Below are 21,305 nucleotides of genomic sequence, written 5' to 3'. Positions count from 1 at the left end.
GGGTCGATCACGCGCGCTGACCTACGGTCAGCCCGGCTCTGCTAGAGCTCGCCGGCGTCGATCGCTTCCTTGACCTCCTGCGCGTGCGCCACCTGTTGAGCGGTGTAGCCGATGAACAGCGCGGCACCGCCGACGATGATGGCGACCGCCGCCACCCACAGCAGGCCGTAGGAGTAGCCCTGGTCGAGCGCGTGCAGCTGCGCGGTGTCCATGTTGCTGACCGGGCCGGTGGTGCCGCCGAGGTACAGCGTGCGCGACGTGATGACGGCCTGGATGATCGCCAGGACGACGGGTCCGCCGAGACTCTGCAGCATCAGCGCGATGGCCGAGACGGGGCCGATCTGGTCGAAGCCCACCCCGGCGATCGCCGAGACGGTCAGCGGCACCACGATCATGCCGATGCCGAGGCCGCCGATGGTGATGGGCAGAACCAGGTTCGGGAAGTAGGGGATCCCGGCATCCAGCGTGGAGCCGTAGAGCATCGCGGCGAGCACCAGGACACCGCCGCCGATCACCAGGATCCGGGGTGGATACTTCGACACCAGCGCCGAGGACAGACCCAGCCCGATACCGAGAGCGACGACGAACGGGATGAACCCGATGCCCGCCTTGAGCGCGCTGTAGCCCAGGATGTCCTGCACGTACAGGCCGATGGTCACGGTCAGCGTGAACATCACTCCGCCGGCCAGGAAGATGGCTGCGAACGTGGCGACACGGTTGCGGTCGTGGAAGAGGTCGAACGGGACGACGGGGTTCTCGGCCGTGCGCTCGACGAAGAGGAATGCGATGAAGGCGGCGATCGCAGCCACCCCCGACCCGAGGGTCAGCGGCGACATCCAGCCCGCTTCGGGCCCCATCGAGAACGCGAACACCGCGGCCGTACAGCCCAGCGTGGCGAGGATGGCGCCGGTGGCGTCGAGCTTCAACCGCTCACGGTTGGTCTCGCGCAGCGTTCGCCGGGCCAGGTGGATCATCAGCAGCCCGATCGGGACGTTGATCAGGAACGCCCAGCGCCAGGACACCTCGGTCAGCGCGCCGCCGACGATCAGGCCCAGCACCGACCCGATGCCCGTCATCGCCGCGAATATCGCGGTGGCTGCATTGCGTGCGGGTCCCTTGGGGAATGTGGTCGCGATCAGCGCGAGAGCCGTCGGTGACGCGATGGCCGCGCCGACGCCCTGCAGCAGACGAGCCGTCACCAGCGTCGCCTCGTTCCAGGCGAGACCACACAGCACGGAAGCGATGGTGAACAGCGCGACACCGACGATGAAGGTGCGCTTGCGCCCGATGACGTCACCGAGCCGCCCGCCCAGGAGCATCAGGCCGCCGAACGTCAGGACGTACGCGGTGATCACCCAGCTGCGGCCGGCATCGGAGAGGCTGAGTTCGTCCTGGATCTTCGGCAGCGCCACGATCGCGACAGTGCTGTCCATCGTGGCCAGCAGCTGCATCCCGCCGATCGCCACCACAGCGGCGATGAAACGTCGCGACGGCATCCACGCCGGAGTCCTGCTCGGTCGGGACGTACCACCCCCGCGGCCGCCTGCCGCGTCACCCGAACCCGGAACACGGGCGGGCAGCGCCCGGTCCGAGGTCCCGACCGATTCCCGGTCCGAACCCCGTTTTCCCCTGCCTTCAGCATTACCGTGGATGGCGGCACGCTCCGCATCGTTGAGAGCCGTCATAACGAGTTACCTTACAGTACTCTTAAGAATCCTTTAAGCGCCGAAGCCCGCCACAACTCCGATCACGATGATCGCCGGGGGCCGAATACCGTCGGAACGTACCCGTTCAGGCGCATCCGCAAGCGTCGCACGCAAAGTCCGCTGGGATGACATGGTGCCGTGCTGCACGATGAGCACCGGCGTATCCGCAGGTCGACCGCCTGCCAGCAGCACTTTGACGAACAGCTCGATCCGCTCGACCGCCATGAGCAACACAATTGTGCCGCTCATCGCCGCCAGCGCATCCCAATTCACTAACGATTCGGGGTGGTCCGGCGCCAAGTGGCCGCTGACCACCACGAACTCATGGGTCAGACCGCGGTGCGTGACGGGAACGCCGGCCAGCGCAGGAACCGCTATGGCGCTGGTCACACCGGGCACGACAGTCACCGGTATGCCGGCTTCGGCGCATGCGATGACCTCTTCGTACCCGCGCGCGAACACGAACGGATCCCCGCCCTTGAGCCGTACGACGAACTTGCCTTCTCTGGCCCGGTCGATCAGCACCTCGTTGATCGCGTCCTGCGCCATCGCCCGGCCGTACGGAATCTTCGCCGCGTCGATTACCTCGACATCCGGTGACAACTCGGCGAGCAGTTCCTGGGGGGCCAGCCGGTCGGCGACCACGACGTCGGCGTGCGCGAGAAAGCGGCGTCCCCGCACCGTCACCAACTCCGGGTCGCCCGGTCCCCCGCCCACCAGTGCGACGGTTCCCTTCACCACGCCGGGGGTCTGCGAGCTGTCCGCGGCGATGACACCCTGCGCAAGCGCTTCGCGGATCGCCGTCCGGATACCCGCGGACCGGCGATGCTCACCGCCGGCCAGCACACCGACGGCAAGCCCCTCGTAGTCGAAGGAGGCCGGGGTGACCGCGGTCCCCTCGATCGCGACGTCGGCGCGCACGCAGAAGATGCGGCGCGCCTCGGCCTCGGCGACGATCGCCGCGTTGACCTCCGCGTCGTCGGTGGCCGCGATGGCGTACCAGGCGCCCTCGAGGTCGCCGTCCCGAAACTCCCGCATGGTCAACGTGATTCCGTCGATGGCCTCGACGGTCTGGGTCGCAGCCTTGGTGATCACGTGGACATCGGCTCCGCTGGCGACCAACAACGGCAGCCGCCGCTGGGCGACGGTCCCCCCGCCCACCACGACGACCTTCTTGCCCGCCAGGCGCAGTCCCACCAGGTAGGCGTTCTCGGTCTCGGTCACCCGGCGAGTTTAGAGGTTGCCGCGGATGCGACGAACCGCGCGATCGCCTGGGGATGGGCCGCGGGATGGGTGTGCAGATAGCCGGCGTGCACGCCGCCGAGCACCGCCCCATCCTCGACCACCTGACCCGCCCGGCCGGTGTACCGCCATGCAGGTCGCCGATCATCGGCGAATTGCACTGTGGTGCGGTGGAATTCGTGACCCACCGTACGGTCACCGAGGCTGTGCAGCGACGAGTCCACCATCGCGACGGCATCGCGATACCCGAGCGTGAGAGTTGAGGTGAACGACGCCGACCCGGCCAGCACGCCGCACATCGGGTGCCCGTCGAGGTCGTCGACCAGATAGGTCAACCCGGCGCACTCCGCGTGCACCGGCGCACCGCGCGAGGCCAGCGTCCTGATCTGGGCGCGCACCAGCTCGTTGGCCGACAGCTCGCTGCCGAACTCCTCGGGGAACCCGCCTGGCAGGACCAGCGCAGCCGCCGAGGGCGGCAGCGGGTCGCACAGCGGGTCGAAGTCGACCACGTCGGCGCCGGCGGCGCACAGCAGTTCCCGGTGTTCGGCGTAGCCGAAGGTGAACGCCTTGCCTGCCGCCAGCGCGACCGGCACGGCCTCAGGCAGCGACGGGAACTGGGCGGGTGTCCACGGTTGATCGGCGACCCGGCTCGCGGCGACCGCCACGATGGCGCCGAGGTCCACGTGCCGGGCCACCAACTCCGTCATGGCGTGCACCGCGTCGGCGGCTCTGCGGCCGTGCTCCGTCGCGGTCACCAGGCCCAGATGACGGGAAGGCACCGAGAGCTCCGCGGCGCGCGGGATCGACCCGAGCACCGCAACCCCGGCCTGCTCACAGGCCTGCCTCAGCACCTCGTCGTGGCGGGCGGACCCGACGCGGTTGAGGATCACCCCGGCCAGGCGCACCGAGGGGTCGAACGTGGCGAATCCGTGCAACAGGGCTGCGACACTGTGACTTTGGCCACGGGCGTCGACGACCAGCACGACGGGCGCGCTCAAGAGCGTGGCGACGTGCGCGGTGGAACCCCGCGGGATACCGGTCATGGCGCCGCCGATACGGCCGTCGAACAGACCCATCACGCCTTCGACGACCGCGATGTCGGCGTCGTCGCTGCCGTGCCGGAACAGCGGGCCGATCAGGGGCTCCCCGACAAGCACCGAGTCCAGATTGCGACCCGGCCGACCGGACGCCAGCGCGTGGTACCCGGGATCGATGAAATCCGGACCGATCTTGAACGGGGCCACCCGGTGGCCTGCCTGACGGAGCGCACCCATCAATCCCGTGGCGACGGTCGTCTTTCCGCTGCCCGACGCCGGCGCCGCGATCACCACCGCGGGAGTGCTCACCACTCGATGCCCTTCTGGCCCTTGCGGCCCGCATCCATCGGGTGCTTGACCTTGGTCATCTCGGTGACCAGATCCGCGGCGTCCAGCAGCGCGGGTGGCGCGTCACGGCCGGTGATCACCACGTGCTGGGTGCCCGGACGCGACACGAGGACCTCGACGACGTCGTCGGTGTCCACCCATCCCCACTTCAGCGGATAGGTGAACTCGTCGAGCACATAGAAGTCGTGACGCTCGTCGGCCAGCCGACGCGAGATCTCGGCCCAGCCGTCGGCCGCTGCGGCAGCGTGGTCGATCTCGGTGCCGGGCTTGCGCGTCCAGGACCAGCCCGCGCCCATCTTGTGCCACTCGACGGGGCCGCCGACGCCGCGTTCGTCGTGGACGCGGCCCAGTTCGCTCAGCGCGGTCTCCTCGCCGACCTTCCACTTGGCGCTCTTGACGAACTGGAAGACCGCGACACTGAAGCCCTGGTTCCACGCGCGCAGCGCCATGCCGAACGCGGCCGTGGACTTGCCCTTGCCCGGGCCGGTGTGGACCGCGAGCAGCGGGGCGTTGCGTCGCGCCCGCGTGGTCAGCCCGTCGGCGGGAACGGTCAGCGGTTGACCCTGAGGCATCGCTTCACCCTTCTCACGCTGCGCCCCGGTCGGCTTGCGCCTTCACCAGGGCGGTCAGGTTGTCGGACCGCAACGCGTCCAGGCGCACTGCGGGGGCGCCCAGATGCCGCGCCAGGTCCTCGGCCAAATCGAGTCGGATATAGGAGGTCTCGCAGTCCACCACGACAGCGGCCGCCCCCTCGGCCACCAGCCGCGCCGCCGCGGCGCGCGTCCGCCCGAGAGGGTCGGGGCCGCCGGTGGCGCGACCGTCGGTCAGCACCACGACCAGGCTCCGGCGCGCCCTGTCCCTGGCACGTTCGCGCACGACCATGTCGCGGGCGGCCAGAATCCCCTGCGCCAGTGGAGTTCTGCCTCCGGTGTCGAAGCGGGCCAGCCGTCGGCTGGCGATGTACACCGACGAGGTCGGCGGCAACAGCACCTGGGCGTCCTGCTGACGGAAGGTGATGACCGCGACCTTGTCCCTGCGCTGGTAGGCGTCCCGCAGGAGCGACAGCGTCGCGCCGCTGACCGCTGACATCCGGTCCCGGGCAGCCATCGACCCGGAAGCGTCGACGACGAAGATCACCAGGTTGCCCTCACGCCCTTCGCGCACCGCACGCCGCACGTCGTCGGGGCCGGGACGCACCGCACCACGGCCGGCTTGCCGCCCGGCCGCCGCGAGCAGCGTTGCGAACACATGCATACCGTGGCCGGAATCGGCGTCCGGTGTCGAGGAGATGACCGTGCCGGTCCGGTTGCGGGCCCGGGACCGTCGGCCGGGGGCGCCGTCGCCGACACCGGGCACGACCAGGGTCTTGGCCTTGAACGTCGCCGACGGCGGGGCGCTCTGCCCGGTGGGCGCAGACGAATTCCGTTGCGGTGCATCGTCGCCGGAGGATCCGTCGGTATCCGGCGCGCCACCGCCGGGCGGGTCGGTCTCTGGGTCGGGATCGGGATCGTCGTCGGGAGCGGACCCGGCGTCGGCCGATTCCCCCGCCTGATCCATCGCCTCGTCGAGGCGGTCCGGGTCCAGTCCCGGGTCGTCGAACGGGTCGCGCCGACGACGGTGCGGCAGCGCCAGTTCAGCCGCCACCCGGATGTCGTCTTCCTCCACGGTGGTGGCACCACGCCATGCCGCGTGCGCCACGGCCGTGCGCGCCACCACGAGGTCGGCGCGCATCCCGTCGACGTCGAAGGCGGCGCACAGCGCGGCGATCCGTCGTAACTCCTTGTCCGGCAACACGACGTCGGGCAGCACCGCTCGTGCCTGCGCGATGCGTGCGGCCAGGTCGGCGTCCGCGTCGGCGTATCGCTCGGCGAACGCGACGGGGTCGGCCTCGTAGGACAGACGGGTCCGGATCACGTCGGCGCGCACGTCCACATCGCGGGAGGCGGCCACGTCGACGGTCAGCCCGAACCGGTCGAGGAGCTGCGGGCGCAGTTCCCCCTCTTCGGGATTCATGGTGCCGACGAGCATGAACTTCGACTCGTGGCTGTGGGAGACGCCGTCGCGCTCGATGTGCACCCGGCCCATCGCCGCCGCGTCGAGCAGCACGTCGACCAGGTGGTCGTGCAGCAGGTTGACCTCATCGACGTAGAGGACACCGCGGTGTGCCCGCGCCAGCAGACCCGGAGAGAATGCGTGCTCACCGTCCCGCAGCACCTTCTGCAGGTCGAGTGAGCCGACCACACGGTCCTCGGTGGCGCCGATCGGCAGCTCCACCAGTTGCCCGCCGTCGTCACCGGAAGCCGAGAACGCCAGGGCCAGGACGTGGGCAAGGCCACGCACCGCGGTCGATTTCGCCGTGCCCTTCTCGCCTCGGATCAGGACTCCCCCGATGTCGGGGCGCACCGCGCACAGCACCAGCGCCAGCCGCAACCGGTCGTGTCCGATGACCGCACTGAACGGGTAGATCGGCGGGGACACGCCGGCGGCCGTCACGGCTTCACCATCGCGACGTGCGGGATGCCGTCGTCGAGGAACTCGTCGCCGACCCGCACGAACCCGTGCCTGCCGTACATCTCCTCCAGGTACGTCTGCGCGTTGATGTGGCACGGGTAGTCGCCGACCTCGGCCAGCGCGGCCGCAAGGAGTCGCGCGGTGTGCCCGTGTCCGCGGTCGCTGCGCTTGGTACACACCCGCCCGATCCGGAAGGCCTTTTGACCGCCGGGGTGTTCCTCCATCAATCGAAGTGTGGAAATGACTTGTCCTTCAGGGCTTTCCAGCCAGAAATGGCGCGTCTCGGCAAGCAGGTCACGGCCATCGAGTTCGGGATACGGGGTCGCCTGTTCGACGACGAACACCTCGACCCGCAGCTTCAGCAGCTCGTAGAGCGTTACGGCGTCCAAGTCCTGGGCCCAGCTGCGGCGCAGCGCCACTGTCATCCGGCGACCTTCGTCAAACGGTCGCCGCCGTCGGGGAATGCTCGGTGCCCGCAGTGGATTCGTCTGCCGCCGTGGCGGGCACGACGCTGGCAGGCTTGTCCAGCTTGAGCACCTTGGTGCCGTGCGCCCATACCTCGTCGAACAACGCCGGCTCGGTGGACAACGGGGTGCCCAGGGACGGCACCATCTCCTTGAGCTTGGGCTCCCACCCGGCGTACCGATCGGGGAAGCACCGCTTCATCACGTCGAACATCGCCGGTACCGCAGTCGACGCGCCCGGCGAGGCGCCGAGCAGTCCGGCGATGCTGCCGTCGGCTGCCGAGAGCACGGTGGTGCCGAACTCCAGCACCCCGCCCTTGCCCTTGGCCTTGCGGATCACCTGGACGCGCTGTCCCGCGATGTCGAGCTCCCAGTCCGAGTCCCTGGCGCTGGGCGCGAAGTCGCGCAGGTTCTCCACCCTGGCCGACTCGCTCAGCAGCAGCTGCCCGATCAGATACTTCAGCAGCCCCATCTCGGTGAGCCCGACGCCGAGCATCGAGACCAGGTTGTCTGGCCGCACCGAGAACGGCAGATCGGTGACCTTGCCCTGCTTGAGGAACTTCGGCGACCAGCCCGCGAACGGACCGAACAGCAACCACGACTTCTCGTTGATGACGCGGGTGTCCAGGTGCGGCACCGACATCGGCGGGGCGCCCAGCGGCGGCAGCCCGTAGACCTTGGCCTGGTGCTTGGCTGCCAGCTCTGCATTGCCGGTCCGCAGCCACTGACCGCCGACAGGGAAGCCGCCGAACCCCTTGGCCTCCTTGATGCCCGCCTTCTGCAGCAGCGGCAGCGCGCCCCCGCCCGCGCCGACGAAGACGAACTTCGACTGGAACACACGCTTGCGCCCCGTGCGCCTGTTGGTGACCTTGACCGTCCACGACGAGTCCGAGTTCTGCTTGAGGTCGGTGACCTCATGCCCGAAGAGGGTGTCCAGCCCCTGCTTGGCGCCGAACCCGAAGAGCTGCCGCGACAGCGACCCGAAGTCCACGTCGGTGCCGTCCTGCGTCCAGTTCAGGCCGACGGGGTCCGAGAAGTCGCGCTTCTCGGCCATCAGCGGCAGCCGGCGGGCGAACTCGTCGCTGTCGTCGATGAACTCCATGGTCGCGAACAGCGGGTTACCGACCAGAGCCTCATGCCGACGCTTGAGATAGTCGACGTTGTCCGCGCCGCTGACGAAGCTGACGTGCGGGATGGGGTTGAGGAAGCTGCGGACATCGGGGATGACGCCGTTCTCGACGGCGTAGGTCCAGAACTGACGGGACACCTGGAACTGCTCGTTGACGTTCACCGCCTTGGCGATGTCGATCGAGCCGTCGGGACGTGCGGGCGTGTAGTTCAGTTCGCACAGCGCCGAATGCCCGGTGCCTGCGTTGTTCCACGGGTCGCTGCTCTCGGCCGCCGCACCGTCGAGGCGTTCGACCAACGTCATCGACCAACTCGGCTCCAACAACCGCAGCAACGTGCTGAGGGTGGCGCTCATGATGCCCGCCCCGACCAGCAGGACGTCGGTCTTCTCTGGTTCTGACACCTTTTCGTGGGTCCTTCGTCATCGCGGTCCGCTGCACACGGCTTACCGGTGTTCAGGTTATCCCGCCGGGCCGGGCCGCAACGTGGCGACCACTGCCCGGGCCGCTCCGCGGCCGCTACACGGCACTAGGGTGGCTGTCGTGTCCGGATGGGATCCCGACGTGCTGCCCGGCTACTGGCAGCGCACCTTCGCGCTCGGTCCCGACCCCGACGGCGAGGGTGAGCTGGAGGCGACGCTGGTGCGGCGCGGTGCGGCCGACCCGTCGGCCCGCCACGCGGTGCTGATGGTGCACGGCTTCACCGACTACTTCTTCAACACCGAGCTGGCGGACCATTTCGCCGCTCGCGGGTTCGCTTTCTACGCCTTGGACCTGCACAAATGCGGGCGCTCACACCGCACTGGGCAGACTCCCCACTTCACCACCGACCTGTCTCGCTACGACGTCGAACTGGAGCGCGCACTCGACGTCATCGGGGCGGTGTCACCGGCGCAGGTGCTGGTCTATGGGCACTCGGCCGGCGGGCTGGTCGTGTCCCTGTGGCTGGACCGACTGCGGGCGCGGTGGGCCACCCCGGGGTCGGGGGTCTCGGGTCTGATCCTCAACAGCCCGTGGCTGGATCTGCAGGGGCATGCGATATTGCGCACACCGCCGGCATCGGCGGCGATCCTCGCCATGCGCCGGTTGCGCAAGCACTCGGTGGTCCGGCGCCCCACCGCCGGCGGCGGCTACGGCACCACGCTGCACCGCGACTTCGCCGGCGACTTCGACTACAACCTGGACTGGAAGCCCGTCGGCGGCTTCCCCGTCACCTTCGGATGGATCCACGCCATCCGGCGCGGCCAGGCGAGGCTGCACCGGGGCCTCGATGTCGGTGTGCCGAACCTGATCCTGCGGTCGGACCGCAGCGTGCGCGAAGCCGCCGACCCTGAGCTGATCCAGCGCGGTGACGCCGTGCTAGACGTGGCGCAGATCGCGCGCTGGGCGGGATGCATCGGCAACCGGTCCACAGTGGTGCCGATCGTCGACGCCAAACACGACGTGTTCCTGTCGCTGCCGACGCCCAGACGCGACGCCTACGACGAGCTGGACCGCTGGCTGGACCGCTGGCTGGCCGACACTTCGACGAATCCACCACCCTCAGACGGAAGCGCAGGACATGGCTGATTTCGACATCGCGATCATCGGCACCGGCTCCGGCAACTCGATTCTCGACGAACGCTACGCCGACAAGCGCGTCGCGATCTGCGAGAAGGGCATCTTCGGCGGCACCTGCCTCAACGTCGGCTGCATCCCGACCAAGATGTTCGTCTACGCCGCGGGGGTGGCCCAACAGATCCGGGAGTCAAGCCGTTTCGGCGTCGACGGACACATCGACGGCGTGCGATGGCCCGACATCGTGTCGCGGGTGTTCGGCCGCATCGATCCGCTGGCCAGCGGCGGCGAGCAGTATCGGCGCTCCACCCCGAACGTGAAGGTCTTCGCCAGCCACACCCGGTTCGCCGGCCCGGACACCGGTGACGGATACCGGCTTCGCACCGATGACGGTGACGAGTTCACCGCCGAGCAGGTGGTGATCGCAGCGGGTGCGCGGGCCACGGTGCCCCCGGCGATCCTCGACTGCGGCGTGGCGCACCACACCAGCGACACCATCATGCGCATCTCCGATCTTCCCGAACACATCGTCATCGTCGGCGGCGGCTTCGTCGCGGCGGAGTTCGCGCACGTCTTCTCGTCGCTGGGGTCGCGGGTGACGATCGTGCTGCGCGGCACCACGATGCTCACCCACTGCGACGACACGCTGTGCGAACGGTTCACCGACATCGCCGGCAAGAAGTGGGAGATCCGCAGCCGTCGCAACATCGTGAAGGGCAGCAACGGAACGGACACCACCGAATCCGGCGTCACCCTCCACCTCGACGACGGCTCCACCCTGCAGGCGGACACGTTGCTCGTCGCCACCGGCCGGATCCCCAACGGTGACCTGCTCGACGCGGAGAAGGCCGGCATCGAGGTCACCGACGGTCTCGTCGCGGTCGACGAGTTTCAGCGCACCTCGGCACGGAATGTCTTCGCGCTCGGCGATGTCAGCTCGCCGTATCAGCTCAAGCATGTGGCCAACCACGAGGCCAGGGTGGTCAAGCACAACCTGCTGCAGGACTGGGACGACACCGCCAATCTGATGCCGGCCAACCACCGCAACGTTCCCTCGGCGGTGTTCACGGAGCCCCAGATCGCCTGCGTCGGGCTCACCGAGAACGAAGCCCGCGCAGCCGGTTACCGCGTTCGTTCGAAGGTGCAGGACTACGGCGACGTCGCGTACGGCTGGGCGATGGAGGACAACACCGGATTCGCGAAGCTGATCGTCGATGACGACACCGGACTGCTTCTGGGCGCGCACATCATGGGCCACCAGGCGTCTTCGATCATCCAGCCACTGATCCAGGCGATGGCTTTCGATCTGCCCGCCCAGGACATGGCGCGCGGCCAGTACTGGATTCATCCCGCCTTGCCCGAGGTGGTGGAGAACGCGCTGCTGGCACTGTGCGGGGAGCCGCCCTGGCCGCCGTCGAAGCGGCACTAGACCGACGCCGCCCTCGGCAGTACCGCTTGTCACGCCGCCGAGGTGGCCCGTAGGTAGCCACGATCGGCCGCGACGTCGACCAACAGCGCGCGCAGCGCGCGCCGGCCGCGGTGCAGACGGGACATCACCGTGCCTTCCGGGATCCCGAGGATGAGCGCAATGTCCTTGTAGCGCAGGCCTTCCACGTCGGCGTAGTACACCACCAGGCGCTGGTCCTCACGCAACTGCTCCAGAGCGTCGCGGACCTCGTCGTCGCCGAGGGCCTGCAGCGCGGCGAGTTCGGCGGACTGCATACCCGTCGAGGAGTGGCCGGCGGACGCCGCGAGCTGTGCGTCGGTGATGCCGTCGGAGAGCACCTCGGCGGGGCGGCACTGCGCCCTGCGGTAGGACTTGATCCACGTGTTGGTCAGGATCCGAAGCAGCCACGCGCGGATGTTCGTCCCGTCCTCGAACCGGTGGAACGCGCCGTAGGCCTTGGCCATGGTCTCCTGCACCAGGTCCTCGGCGTCGGCGGCATTGCCGGTGTAGCGGCGCGCGGCGCGGTACAGCTGGTCGAGCACCGGAAGCGCGTCGCGCTCGAATCGTTCCCGGATGGCGTCTTCTGTCATATCCGTCACGGCCTGACCTCCACATCGCTTCTCTGACTGGTGATTCCAGCCTATGACCGGCAGTCGGCAGCGCCAGATGTGCATAGGAAACGCAAACATATGTGAAACATGTGAAGTTGTTTCTCGCGCAGTGCATTCAGCGGATCAGTCGGATCGTCGGCGCGAAACAGCAAGTGCCCCTGGCCCGGTGACCACCAGTAGCAGGAATATGAAGCAGAACAATGCCGCGGACTCACCACCGTTGACAAGGGGCCAGAAGCCGTCCGGGAAATGCCGCCAGAAGTAGGCCACCGCCATCATGCCGGAGGCGACGAATGCCGCCGCCCTGGTGAACAGGCCGATGGCGATCAGGCCGCCGAGCACTACCTCCAGGACTCCTGCCCACCACATCGGCCAGGCGCCGAGCACTGCAGGTGATCCCTGGGGCCAGCCGAACAGCTTGGCCGTCCCGTGCATCGCGAACAGCAGCGCGACGGCGATCCGGAACACCCCGAGCGCTGTGTCGGTGAGGGATGTCAGGCGCTTCTCGAACATGGTATCGGTGGACATGACGATGCCTTTCGTCGCGGACTGAGGTCGGGCGCGTGGCCCATCTGTCCACCCTTGCCGATCGCCTCCGCGGCTGTCATCACACTCATAGCCGATTCACATGTCCACCCAGGCTGTCGGCCAACGCCTTTCGGGCGGGTCAATTCCTGACTGGTCCGTCCGGCCGCGGAAAGTAACCCCCACCGGTCGCCGATCCGCGCACCGCCCCGCCACCTGGTACCTGTGTTCAGTTGAGTCTCTCCAGCGCGACACCGCCGTACCAGTCCACGTCGTCCGCGGCCGTACGCACGGTCACGGCCCGCACGTGGGTGAAGTCGGAGAAGGACTCGGTGCCGCCCTCGCGGCCGTGCCCGCTCTCGCGCACGCCTCCCCAGGGCGAACACGGGTCCAGGCGGTGATGATCGTTGACCCAGACGATGCCGTGTTCCAGCCGCGAGGCCACGCGATGGGCACGGGCGATATCGCGGGTCCAGATCGAGGACCCCAAGCCGTACGGTGAGTCGTTGGCGATCGCGATGGCTTCCTGTTCGTCGCGGAACGGGATCACCACCACGACGGGGCCGAAGATCTCCTCACGGGCCACCCGCATCTGATTGTTCACATCGGCCAGGACTGTGGGCGCGACGAAGAAGCCGTCCAGCCCCGTCACGTCGACCGCCGTGCCGCCGGTGGCCAGACGCGCGCCCTCGGCGACCCCGATGTCGACGTAATCGAGGATGCGCCTGCGCGCCCGCTCCGAGATCACCGGGCCGAGCTGGGTGCCGCTCTGGCTGGGATCGCCGACCCGGATCCGCTGCGCCTGATCCACCAGACCGGCCACGAAATCGTCGTATACCGTCTCCTGCACCAGGATCCGGGTTCCCGCGATGCACGTCTGGCCTGCACCGACGAATCCGCCGAAGGCCGCGCCTCGTGACGACACCTCGGGGGCAATATCGTCGAACACCAGAACCGGTGTCTTACCGCCCAATTCGACCGTCGACTTCGCGAATCGTGAGGCGGTGGCCACCGAGATGATGCGGCCGACCTCCGTGCCGCCGGTGAACACCACCTTGTCGACGAGCGGGTGCTCGGCCAACCCTGCGCCGGTGACGGGCCCCAATCCTGGAATGACGTTGAACACCCCGGGCGGAATGCCGGCCTCCAGCGCGAGCGCGCCGATCAACAGCGCCGTCAGCGGCGTCTGCTCAGACGGTTTGAGCACCACACTGTTTCCGGTGGCCAGCGCCGGGGCCACGCTCTTCGAGGCGATCATCAGCGGATGATTGAACGACGACAGAGTGGCCACCACGCCGAGCGGGAACCGCGACGTGTAGGAGTGGTACTGGCCCGACATCGGCACCACCGAGTCCCGACCGGCCAGCAGCAGCGCCGCGTTGTACCGGTACCACTCCGGAAGCCGGGTGATCTGCGCCTTGGTCTCGGTGATGGGCCTGCCGTTGTTGACCGTCTCCAGCCGGTACAGCTTGTCCATGTCCCGCTCCAGCAGATCCCCGAATCGGTTGAGGATGCGGGACCGTTGGTGGATCGGCATCTGCGACCACACACCGGAGGTGAAGGCGTTGCGCGCGGACACCACAGCGTCGTCGGTGTCCTCGATGCTGGCGCTATGGCAGCGGGCGAACACCCGCGCCGTCGCAGGATTGATCAGATCCAGGATTTCCCCACGACCGGGCCGACGGTCACCGTCGATGAGCAGGGCATGGGCATGCTCACCAATGTGCGCACCATCATCAGTCGCCGTTGCACGAGTTTCCAGCATGTCATCCACTTTCTGATCTGGGGTGCGCGCTCAGCGACGCGCCCGGTAGACGATCTCGAGACCGATCTTCGATCCGCCCACCGACGGGGAGGTGGTGATGGCTGCGCTGTCGGCGACAGCGGCGGGCAGCGCCCGGCCGAAGGCCCAGATATCCGACGGGGCCGGCAGGAAAGCGTGCACCTTGATTGCGGTGGCATCACCGCCGAGCACAGTGGCCGCGCCTGTGAAGGCCTCGGAGACCGCGCGCTCGATGGCGAAGGGCCGGTACTCGCTCTGATCGACGACGACCTCGGTGACAGCGAAGACGGTGTCATCGGTACCGCCCGCTGAGAGTGCACCCTGGCCGTAAGCGTGGGCGATAGGCCCTCGGGACTGCCGGCTGTCACTGCGCAGCGCGATCACATCGATCTCGATTTCCGCACCGCCGGTGAGTAACTCCTGGACACCGATGATCATGACAGGAGGTGCCCCGCCGTCGAATCCGTCGCGCCACATCCGCTCGACCAACGGAGCGTCCTCGATGTGCTTGAGGAAGATGTGGGCCCGGACCGTGTGCTGCCAGTCGCTTCCGGCGTCTTCGAGGAGGGTTTGGCAGATTCTGATCGTGTACTCGGCCTGGGCGACGATCGACGAGACGTGGTGTGGAAGATCTCGATTGACCGCCGCCCCCGGCGCGATACCGGTCGCGCCGAAATCCGTGGGAAGCTGGCCGGCCAGGAACAGCCACTCGCCTGCTCGAACACACGGGGTGTAATTGGCCAGAGGTTTGGGTAGCCGCGGGCTGTCGATCTGCTCGACAGTCACTTCACCAGATCGCGCGGCGATCACGTCTACCGACACCAAGGTGCCCGGGATCGCCATCCCGTCGCTGCCCACACCCACCGTCGTCCGCGGCGGAGGCACCGGGAAGAACCTCTTCCAGATCTGGTCGAACGCGTCGAACAGCCTGCAGTCGCTCAAGAACACCTGAGTCTTCACGACGTCTTCGAGCGACGAGTTGTTCTCATTCAGCAGCCGCTGCAACTTCTCCAGCAGGTGAATCGTCTGCTTCTGGATATCGCTGCCGTAGTAGGGGAATTCGGGTGAGACGGCGGCTGAGGACGGAATGCCCGCGCCCGGATCGGCAGCGGTGAGGCCGGAGACGAACACAAGTCCCTCGCAGACGAGTACCCGCTCGTCAAGGATCGTCTCAACCGAGGGGGTCAGAGTACTTTCGTAGGACATCGTCGATTACCTCTCTGGTAGGCCGGAACCGGCCAATGAATGCGATTTCGAACAAGAGCCACCAGCGCCGACGGACCACATCGGGGCGTCTGCGGTTCAGCGATGTTCGTCGATACCGAAGAACAGCCTGCGCAGTCCTTCGTCTGCCAGGACCGCCGCCACGTCCTGCTCGTCGCTGATGCGGCCGCCCTGCATGATGTGGACACGGTCGCAATGCGGCAGGATCACCGCAGGGTTCTCCTCGACCACCCACAGCACCCCGATGCCTTCCTTGGCCGCTTCCCCCAGCCGGGTTATCAGCTCGTTGACGATGGTGGGCGCCAGGCCGGTCGTGGGTTCGTCGAGGGCGAGGAACTTCGGTTCGGACGCCAATGCGCCTGCGACCGCCAGCATCTGACGTTCACCGCCGGATAGGGTCGATGCACTGCTGGTGCGGCGCTTGGCCAGCGACGGGAATCGATCGAAAGCCGCGCCGATCCCTGTTGCGGTCTTGGAACGGCCCATCGGCATGAGCGCCACTCGCAGGTTTTCTTCCACAGTGAGACTGGGGAAGGTGTTGCTCCCCTGCGGTACGAATGCCATGCCGCGCCGCACCATCTGCGACGTAGCCACCGAACCCAGATCCGCGCCATCGAGATGAACCTCGCCGGACATCGGCACGATCGTCCGGAAGATCGACTTCATCAACGTCGACTTTCCGGCCCCGTTGGGGCCCACCAGCGCGACGGTTTCGTTGGCGGCGACTGCTAGCGAGACACCATGGATCACAGGAAGTTTGCCGTAACCGGCCGTCAGATCCCGGACTTGCAGCAACGTCATTTCGAGCTCCCGAGATAGATCTCAGCCACCAGTGGGTTTTCCGCGATCTCTGCCGGCGTGCCGCTGGCAACCACGCGACCTTCTGCCATCACGTAGACGAAATCGGACACCGCGAACACGAACTGAATGTTGTGGTCGATGATCAGCAGGGTGATGCCGCGCTGCTTCAGATCGGACACCTGAGCAGCCAGGCGCCCGATTCCACTCGGGGCAACCCCTGCTGCCGGCTCGTCGAGAAGCACCATGCGCGGCTCGACCATGAGCAAGCGGGCGAAGTCCACGAGTTTGGTCTGTCCCGCTGTGAGGTCCTCTACACGGTCGTCCTTGATGTCTGTCAGCCCCAGATCGGCGATCAGAAGGTCGGCACGACGAGCTGTCTCCCGCTCCAACTCTCGCCACTTCCGCCGCCCGAAAAGAGCCTTCGCCAACGATTCCGAGTCATCTGCACCTGCGGTCATCAGGTTTTCCCACACCGACAGCAGCGGAAAGCCCACCGGAGTCTGGAAGGAGCGAACCATGCCCTTGTGCGCGATCTTCCACGCCGACAGTCGCTCGATCCGATCGCCGAACAGTGTGACCTCACCGGTGTCGGTCTGGTCGAATCCGGTCAGCACATTGAAAAGGCTGGTCTTGCCCGCACCGTTGGGACCGATGACGGCGGTGATGGTTCCTGCTCGCGCTTCGAGAGAAACTCCGTCCACAGCACGGACTCCCCCGAATGACTTACTGACGTCTGCGGCTCGGAAGGCTACTTCGCCGAAATTCGCCGTCGTCATCGTGCCGCCTCCGTCTTCGCATCGTGCTCGTCCACGGGGCCGAGGTCTCGTTCGCCGAATCTGAAGGCCGACCTTTCGCTGGAGATACCCTCTGGACGGAATCGCAGAATCAGGATCAGAAGCAGTCCGAGGATCACCGGGCGGGTAGCCGCGAGGATCTGGGCATACTCAGCCGAACCCTGCAGGAATGTCAGCAGCTCGGTGCACACGATCAACAGCGTGGCGCCGATGATGGGACCTTTGCGGCTGGCAATTCCGCCGATGACGAGTGCCGTCCAGACCACGAAGGTCAGCTCGGACACAAAGAGCGACGGGACGACGCTCCGGACGTGCCAGAGGTAGAGCGGGGTGATGACACCGATGAGCGCGCCGCCGAAGACGTAGGTGATCAGGCGATACCGAATCACATTCTTGCCCAGGGAATTCGCGACCGCTTCATTGTCGCGACTGGCGCGGAGCAGCCGGATGTAGGGAGTCTTGGCGAGCCTGTTCATGATTAGGTAGATAGCCAGCATCACCGCGACCGCCAACCCGAGCAACAGCCAACGGTAGTCGGACGCGGGCACCAGGTCGCGGAACGGTCGGTCGATGGACGAGAAGCCCGTCGTCCCGCGTGTGAGCCAACCCTCGCTGATCGCCAGTTGATGGATGACTTCGGCGAAAGCCAGAGTGGTGATCAGGAAGTATTCGCCGCGGAGCCTGATCGAGGGAAGCGCGATGATGAAAGCGGCCAACGCGGTGACCAGTGCCGCGACTATCACGCCGATTGCGATCGGCCATCCCGGCGTGAACAGCAGGCCGGTGTCGAACTTCGTCTGGGTGACGATGATGTAGGTATAGCCGGCAACGGCGACCAAGCCGGCTACCCCGAGATCCCACATGCCGGCCCATCCGGCGACCAAGTTGAGCACCATCGCCAACGCTGCATAAATCGCTGCGAGCGTCAGAACGCCGACCAAAAAAACGATCAGGGATTGCATCAGGCAGCCTGCTTTCTCTGTCGGACACTGAAGAGGCCGCTGGGTCTGATCAATAGGACGATGATCAGTGCGGCGAAGGCCACCACCGTGCGGTAGGAGGTGGGGATGACGAGTGCACTGAGATCCATGGCCAGCCCGAGGAGCAGACTCGCCGCGATGACGCCATACGTACTTCCGAGCCCACCGAGGACAGTGGCGGCAAGCACGAGGATGATGTTCTGCCAGCCCAGCTCCGGGCCAACGGAGCCGATGATGCCGATCATCACGCCCGCCAGACCGGCCAGAAATCCGGCGATGAACCAGACCTGATAGGAGACTATGCGGGTCGAGATGCCACGTACCTCGGCGAGGTCGGGGTTGGTGGCCACGGCACGTATCGATATACCGGCCGGCGTCTTGGTGAGAAAGAGGTGCAGCAGGAGGATCGAAGCCGCTGCGGTGACGATGATCGCGATCTCACCGAACGAAATCTGCAGCCCTGCGATGGAATACGAGGATCCGAATGACACCTCATAGTGCTGCAGGTTCGCGCCGAAGACCATCACGAGCAGTCCATACACCACATACGCGACACCGACTGACGTGAACAGCTGGACGAGTATGCCTTTGTGGCGGATGGGTTCGAAGACGACCACGGAGAGGATCACCGCTGTGATGCCCGTTGCGGTAGCGGCGAACAGCGCCGCCGCCCAGGTGGGCATGCCCATATCACGGCTGGCGAGCAGACCGAGGAAGGCAGCCAGAGCCAGAAATTGCCCATGGGCGATATTCAAGAAGCCTTCGGTTTGGCGCACAATCGAGAAGCCGACCGTGGCCATCGAGAGAATGCTCCCGGTGACCAGCCCGAATATCACATATTGCACGGCATATCGCCTTTCAACCTTTAACGGGATTCGTGAAATGTGCTGGGGCGCGCAGCGTGGATGCTCCGGTGCCGGCGGTCAACCCACCCGCCGGCACCGCGCATCTGCGTCAGCGCTGCAGTACTGCGCTCAGGTTGGGATCGAGCTCGATGACGCCGACCTGCGTCCAGCCGCCGTCGACGATGTTCTGCTCACCGAACAGAGGTTTCACCAGATTGTTGTTCTCGTTCACGTCCAAGGTGCCGGAAGCTCCCTGGTAATTGATCTCGTTACCGGCTTCGAGTTCCCGGAGTCCCTCGGCGTAGGAATACACCGTCGTCCCCTCGGGATTGAGCACCTCGGGCAGGGCCGCAGCGATGTCGGCACCCTCGGTACTCTGCGCCTTGGTGATCGCCAATGCCAGCGCGATGTACTCGTCGTACTGGTTCGCGTCGTATACGCCTGCGGCGGGTTCTTGTCCGGTCTTCTCCTTGAACCGCTCAGCGAAGCTCTGGTAGGCCGGAGACTCGGTGTCATAGGCCGCGATTGCTCCGACGGCCACCCCGTTCTCCAACTCTGGCATGAGCGAACCGATGGGCGGCGTAACCAGATCCGGTGAGACGAAGAACTTTCCGCCGTACCCGCGGCGCTGCCACTCGCGCAGGATCACGGACGCGGCTTCGTGTCCGGCGGCCAGGTACACCGCGTCCGGCTTGGCATCAAAAGCCTGAGCGAGTTCAGCCTGGTAGGAGGACCGTCCTGGGTTGAACCTGACGTCGGCGACCACTTCACCGCCGGCCCCCTCAGTGAACACCTCCTTAAAGATGTCAGCCGGTTCCGACATACCCTCGGTGTTCTGCGCCATGATGGCGACCCGCTTCACACCTTCGTCGCGTGCGAACTGCGCCGCGACGGTGCCACCGTCGGTGTCGGAGCCGGTGAGCCTCCAGATGTACTCGCCGTTGAGTTCGTCGAGTTCTGGTGTGCCGCAACCCGGGCACATCACCGGGATCTCCAATTCGTTTGCGCTGTCACGAATTGCCAGCGCACCGGTGGATTCGACTCCGCCGACGGCCACCACACCCTCGACGTCCACGAGGCGCGAGAACCCTTGAACAGCACCTTCGACAGTCGACAGGTTGTCGGCGGTGACCAGCTCGACAGGCTTGCCGAGGACGCCCCCGTCGGCATTGATCTCATCGATGGCGATGGTCACGGCAGCCTGTGAGGGTTCGTAATAGGACGAGTAATCGCCCGTGATCCCGTTCAGCCAGCCGAACTTGATGACGTCGCTGTTCTGACTACTGGACCCGCTGCTACACGCGGTCAGCGCCAAGGCCACGCTGGCGAGGATGCCGACAGCGGCGGTAGTTTTCCGCATTGCTCGTCCTTTCTCAGGCATGCGTTCTGCACCGTCCTGCGTTCGCAGGCGATGGGCACACCGCTGGGAGGTTGGTTGTTTGCGCGGTTCCGCTAGGGGGCCACGTCCTACGCGAAACTCTCGTCGTTAGCCAGGAGATATCGAACGATGAACTCGTGTGACGTCTCCAGGTGAGTTCGCGTAAGTTCGTTGATCCGCTGTCCGTCGCCGGCTTTCGCGGCACCGAGGATGGCGGCATGTTCAACCTGCAGGTGTTCGACATTGCCGATCACCGCAAGGTGGAGGTAGAGATACCGATCTGCGAGTTTTCGCAGCTGATCGACGTGCTCGATGGTCATCGGCCGGTTCGCCTGATGGTAGATGGTGGCGTGGAAATTCGCGTTGGCTTCCAGCCATTCGACGACATCGGTTGTGTCCGACATTATTTCGTAGTACCGACTCATCTGGATGATTTCGGCTCTGCCCACCTGCGGCAAGGCCATCTGGGTGAGGTGGGGCTCTACCGCCATGCGCATCTCGAAGAGTTCCTGTAGCTCCAGGACAGACAGCCGCCGTGAGTACGGAACGCCGTCGACCATGACGACCAGACCTTCGGCCACGAGTGCCTGTATGGCTTCGCGCACCGGAATGCGACTGACGCCGAACTTGTCGGCCAGCTTGGAATACGACAACCGGACGTCAGCGCCGATCTCACCTGTGAGTAGCGCGTGCCGAAGACCACTCACCACCGCGGTGCCCACCGTCGCGCTCACCATTGCGCTGCTCCCATCGGCTCGACTGGCTGTATACACAACGTAGCGATATGTATCCGCAGTCGCAATAGCGGATTCAAAGTAAACAGAAATGAAACACGGTTAACACGATGCATACATCGCAGACGCGCCGCGACAGTCTTCCGCCCACTGCGGCGCCGGCCCTCCGCGCCTCCTCCGGGCGGCAGCGC

The 21,305-nt window shown here is 66.4% G+C and carries 19 protein-coding genes; 2 read left to right on the top strand and 17 right to left on the bottom strand.

Translation table 11 applies throughout. The features are described 5' to 3' along the window. Positions 1 to 41: 41 nt before the first annotated feature. From EL337_RS10785 to mqo, 7 genes are all read right to left on the bottom strand, one after another. Positions 42 to 1,496 carry an MFS transporter gene (locus tag EL337_RS10785; RefSeq protein ID WP_232786935.1) on the bottom strand — a complete coding sequence of 485 codons (1,455 nt, stop codon included), beginning with the start codon at positions 1,494 to 1,496 and terminating at the stop codon, positions 42 to 44. 222 nt (positions 1,497 to 1,718) lie between these two features. Continuing rightward, positions 1,719 to 2,930: a uroporphyrinogen-III C-methyltransferase gene (gene cobA / locus EL337_RS10780; protein ID WP_048635501.1), complete on the bottom strand. Its 1,212-nt coding sequence runs from the start codon at positions 2,928 to 2,930 to the stop codon at positions 1,719 to 1,721. Beyond that, positions 2,927 to 4,294, bottom strand: coding sequence for a cobyrinic acid a,c-diamide synthase CobB (locus EL337_RS10775; RefSeq protein ID WP_083443309.1), 1,368 nt, complete (start codon positions 4,292 to 4,294; stop codon positions 2,927 to 2,929). The genes cobA and EL337_RS10775 overlap by 4 nt, the downstream gene beginning before the upstream one ends. Then, entirely contained in the window at positions 4,291 to 4,905 is a 615-nt protein-coding gene (gene cobO / locus EL337_RS10770) for a cob(I)yrinic acid a,c-diamide adenosyltransferase (RefSeq protein ID WP_048635499.1), read from the bottom strand. The genes EL337_RS10775 and cobO overlap by 4 nt, the downstream gene beginning before the upstream one ends. A gap of 13 nt (positions 4,906 to 4,918) precedes the next feature. Next, positions 4,919 to 6,826: a magnesium chelatase subunit D family protein gene (locus tag EL337_RS10765; RefSeq protein ID WP_048635498.1), complete on the bottom strand. Its 1,908-nt coding sequence runs from the start codon at positions 6,824 to 6,826 to the stop codon at positions 4,919 to 4,921. Further along, entirely contained in the window at positions 6,823 to 7,269 is a 447-nt protein-coding gene (locus EL337_RS10760; RefSeq protein WP_048635497.1) for a GNAT family N-acetyltransferase, read from the bottom strand. Before EL337_RS10760 ends, EL337_RS10765 begins: the two co-directional genes overlap by 4 nt. Positions 7,270 to 7,282: 13 nt before the next feature. Beyond that, positions 7,283 to 8,839 (bottom strand): malate dehydrogenase (quinone), encoded by a 1,557-nt coding sequence (gene mqo / locus EL337_RS10755; protein ID WP_048635496.1) that lies wholly within the window; start codon positions 8,837 to 8,839, stop codon positions 7,283 to 7,285. Positions 8,840 to 8,978: 139 nt separating this feature from the next. Here mqo and EL337_RS10750 point away from each other — a divergent pair, with 139 nt between their 5' ends. Together EL337_RS10750 and mtr are read left to right on the top strand one after the other, a co-directional pair. After that, a complete protein-coding gene (locus EL337_RS10750; RefSeq protein ID WP_048635509.1) occupies positions 8,979 to 10,004 on the top strand; it encodes an alpha/beta hydrolase in 1,026 nt (341 codons plus the stop codon). Continuing rightward, positions 9,997 to 11,421 carry a mycothione reductase gene (gene mtr, locus EL337_RS10745; RefSeq protein WP_048635495.1) on the top strand — a complete coding sequence of 475 codons (1,425 nt, stop codon included), beginning with the start codon at positions 9,997 to 9,999 and terminating at the stop codon, positions 11,419 to 11,421. The genes EL337_RS10750 and mtr overlap by 8 nt, the downstream gene beginning before the upstream one ends. Positions 11,422 to 11,450: 29 nt before the next feature. On the opposite strand, the gene EL337_RS10740 is transcribed toward mtr, so the two are convergent. From EL337_RS10740 to EL337_RS10695, 10 genes are all read right to left on the bottom strand, one after another. Then, entirely contained in the window at positions 11,451 to 12,113 is a 663-nt protein-coding gene (locus EL337_RS10740) for a sigma-70 family RNA polymerase sigma factor (protein WP_083443308.1), read from the bottom strand. A gap of 60 nt (positions 12,114 to 12,173) precedes the next feature. Beyond that, positions 12,174 to 12,578 carry a DoxX family protein gene (locus EL337_RS10735; RefSeq protein ID WP_048635494.1) on the bottom strand — a complete coding sequence of 135 codons (405 nt, stop codon included), beginning with the start codon at positions 12,576 to 12,578 and terminating at the stop codon, positions 12,174 to 12,176. Between the two features lie 226 nt (positions 12,579 to 12,804). Next, positions 12,805 to 14,340: an aldehyde dehydrogenase gene (locus EL337_RS10730; RefSeq protein ID WP_235666618.1), complete on the bottom strand. Its 1,536-nt coding sequence runs from the start codon at positions 14,338 to 14,340 to the stop codon at positions 12,805 to 12,807. 30 nt (positions 14,341 to 14,370) lie between these two features. Continuing rightward, positions 14,371 to 15,564: a RidA family protein gene (locus EL337_RS10725; protein ID WP_048630477.1), complete on the bottom strand. Its 1,194-nt coding sequence runs from the start codon at positions 15,562 to 15,564 to the stop codon at positions 14,371 to 14,373. Between the two features lie 96 nt (positions 15,565 to 15,660). Further along, positions 15,661 to 16,383 carry an ABC transporter ATP-binding protein gene (locus tag EL337_RS10720; RefSeq protein ID WP_048630478.1) on the bottom strand — a complete coding sequence of 241 codons (723 nt, stop codon included), beginning with the start codon at positions 16,381 to 16,383 and terminating at the stop codon, positions 15,661 to 15,663. Beyond that, positions 16,380 to 17,159 (bottom strand): ABC transporter ATP-binding protein, encoded by a 780-nt coding sequence (locus EL337_RS10715; protein WP_048630479.1) that lies wholly within the window; start codon positions 17,157 to 17,159, stop codon positions 16,380 to 16,382. Before EL337_RS10715 ends, EL337_RS10720 begins: the two co-directional genes overlap by 4 nt. Continuing rightward, entirely contained in the window at positions 17,156 to 18,139 is a 984-nt protein-coding gene (locus EL337_RS10710) for a branched-chain amino acid ABC transporter permease (RefSeq protein WP_048630480.1), read from the bottom strand. Before EL337_RS10710 ends, EL337_RS10715 begins: the two co-directional genes overlap by 4 nt. Further along, a complete protein-coding gene (locus EL337_RS10705) occupies positions 18,139 to 18,957 on the bottom strand; it encodes a branched-chain amino acid ABC transporter permease (RefSeq protein WP_083442969.1) in 819 nt (272 codons plus the stop codon). The genes EL337_RS10710 and EL337_RS10705 overlap by 1 nt, the downstream gene beginning before the upstream one ends. Before the next feature lie 154 nt (positions 18,958 to 19,111). After that, entirely contained in the window at positions 19,112 to 20,362 is a 1,251-nt protein-coding gene (locus tag EL337_RS10700; protein ID WP_048630482.1) for an ABC transporter substrate-binding protein, read from the bottom strand. 107 nt (positions 20,363 to 20,469) lie between these two features. Beyond that, positions 20,470 to 21,117 (bottom strand): GntR family transcriptional regulator, encoded by a 648-nt coding sequence (locus EL337_RS10695; RefSeq protein WP_235666617.1) that lies wholly within the window; start codon positions 21,115 to 21,117, stop codon positions 20,470 to 20,472. Between the last annotated feature and the right edge of the window lie 188 nt (positions 21,118 to 21,305).

Origin of the sequence: Mycolicibacterium aurum (assembly GCF_900637195.1) — a bacterium.
GTDB classification, from domain to species: Bacteria; Actinomycetota; Actinomycetes; order Mycobacteriales; family Mycobacteriaceae; genus Mycobacterium; species Mycobacterium aurum.
The sequence above is the reverse complement of the archived record's forward strand: the minus strand, read 5'-3'. Positions and strand labels throughout refer to the sequence as shown.

What these genes read in the sequence shown, in the direction of transcription:
- EL337_RS10785 (WP_232786935.1), bottom strand. Translation starts at nt 1,496, where the DNA reads ATGCCGTCGCGACGTTTCATCGCCGCTGTGGTGGCGATCGGCGGGATG.
- cobO (WP_048635499.1), bottom strand. Translation starts at nt 4,905, where the DNA reads ATGCCTCAGGGTCAACCGCTGACCGTTCCCGCCGACGGGCTGACCACG.
- EL337_RS10760 (WP_048635497.1), bottom strand. Translation starts at nt 7,269, where the DNA reads ATGACAGTGGCGCTGCGCCGCAGCTGGGCCCAGGACTTGGACGCCGTA.
- mtr (WP_048635495.1), top strand. Translation starts at nt 9,997, where the DNA reads ATGGCTGATTTCGACATCGCGATCATCGGCACCGGCTCCGGCAACTCG.
- EL337_RS10740 (WP_083443308.1), bottom strand. Translation starts at nt 12,113, where the DNA reads ATGCACATCTGGCGCTGCCGACTGCCGGTCATAGGCTGGAATCACCAG.
- EL337_RS10735 (WP_048635494.1), bottom strand. Translation starts at nt 12,578, where the DNA reads ATGTCCACCGATACCATGTTCGAGAAGCGCCTGACATCCCTCACCGAC.
- EL337_RS10730 (WP_235666618.1), bottom strand. Translation starts at nt 14,340, where the DNA reads ATGCTGGAAACTCGTGCAACGGCGACTGATGATGGTGCGCACATTGGT.
- EL337_RS10725 (WP_048630477.1), bottom strand. Translation starts at nt 15,564, where the DNA reads ATGTCCTACGAAAGTACTCTGACCCCCTCGGTTGAGACGATCCTTGAC.
- EL337_RS10720 (WP_048630478.1), bottom strand. Translation starts at nt 16,383, where the DNA reads ATGACGTTGCTGCAAGTCCGGGATCTGACGGCCGGTTACGGCAAACTT.
- EL337_RS10715 (WP_048630479.1), bottom strand. Translation starts at nt 17,159, where the DNA reads ATGACGACGGCGAATTTCGGCGAAGTAGCCTTCCGAGCCGCAGACGTC.
- EL337_RS10710 (WP_048630480.1), bottom strand. Translation starts at nt 18,139, where the DNA reads ATGCAATCCCTGATCGTTTTTTTGGTCGGCGTTCTGACGCTCGCAGCG.
- EL337_RS10705 (WP_083442969.1), bottom strand. Translation starts at nt 18,957, where the DNA reads ATGGCCACGGTCGGCTTCTCGATTGTGCGCCAAACCGAAGGCTTCTTG.
- EL337_RS10700 (WP_048630482.1), bottom strand. Translation starts at nt 20,362, where the DNA reads ATGCGGAAAACTACCGCCGCTGTCGGCATCCTCGCCAGCGTGGCCTTG.
- EL337_RS10695 (WP_235666617.1), bottom strand. Translation starts at nt 21,117, where the DNA reads ATGGTGAGCGCGACGGTGGGCACCGCGGTGGTGAGTGGTCTTCGGCAC.